The organism is Streptomyces graminilatus, from assembly GCF_001418565.1.
GTDB classification, from domain to species: domain Bacteria; phylum Actinomycetota; class Actinomycetes; order Streptomycetales; family Streptomycetaceae; genus Streptomyces; species Streptomyces graminilatus.
This window is the reverse complement of record NZ_LIQQ01000841.1, coordinates 1-1,037: the sequence shown is the minus strand read 5'-3', so window position 1 is coordinate 1,037 and position 1,037 is coordinate 1. Positions and strand designations below refer to the sequence as shown.

The 1,037-nt window shown below is 75.6% G+C and carries 1 protein-coding gene; it reads right to left on the bottom strand.

Annotation, left to right across the window (positions count from 1 at the left end):
• Window positions 1–22 precede the first annotated feature (22 nt).
• The coding region (locus tag AOK08_RS42100; protein ID WP_479683341.1) for a DAK2 domain-containing protein at window positions 23–1,037 on the bottom strand (1,015 nt) is incomplete at its 5' end.

Below are 1,037 nucleotides of genomic sequence, written 5' to 3'. Positions count from 1 at the left end.
GGGAAGGGGCGGCGGGGGCGGTCTACTCCACGCCGATGAGCAGCAGTGCCCCCTGCCGGCCGCCCCGGTACACCACCGTGTCCACGGCCAGGTAACCCTCGCGGACCCGCGCTTCCAGATGCGCCGCGATCGTCTCGGGCGCCTCCTCGCCGAGGACGAGGGTGACCATCTCGCCGCCCGCCTGGAGCATGCGGTCGATGACGGCCTCCGCGGTGGCCGTGACGTCCGAGCCGATCACGGCGACGTCACCGTCGATCAGGCCGAGGACGTCGCCGGCCTGACAGATCCCGGCCATCGTCCAGGACTGGCGTTCCGCGACGGCGAGTTCGGCGTACCGGGTCGCGCCGGCCGCGGAGGTCATCGCGACGACGTCCTCGTCGAACCGCCGTTCCGGCTCGTGCACGGCGAGCGCGGCGATGCCCTGGACCGCCGAGCGCGTCGGGATCAGCGCCACCCGGATGCCCTCCGTACGGGCCTGCTCGGCCGCCACGGCGGCGGTCTGGCGCAGGTCCGCGTCATTGGGCAGCAGCACGACCTCGCGCGCGTGGGCCCGCCGTACGGCCTCGACGAGCTCCCCGCTCGCCGGTGGCTCCCCGGGCCGCGCGAGCACGGTGGTGGCGCCGGCCTCGATGTACAGCCCGGCGAGCCCCTCCCCCGGCACGACGGCCACGACGGCCCGCTGCGCCCGCTCCCGGGGCGGCCGTCCAGCGCCGCCGGTGTGCACGTCGCCGACCCCGAAGTGGGTGATCCGGATCCGGTACGGCCGTCCCGCCTCGACGCCCGCCTCCACGGCGGCGCCCGCGTCGTCGACGTGCACGTGCACGTTCCACAACCCGTCGCCCCCGACCACCACGAGCGAGTCCCCGAGCCCGTCCAGCCGCTCCCTGAGCCGGTCGACGGCCGCGTCCCCGGCCTCCAGGAGGTAGATGACCTCGAAGGCGGGCCCGAAGGCGTCGTTCGTACACTCCTCCGCACACGCGTCCGCAGCCGATGCCCCGGCGATCCCGGCCGGAAGCCGCACGCGCACGCGTGCCGCC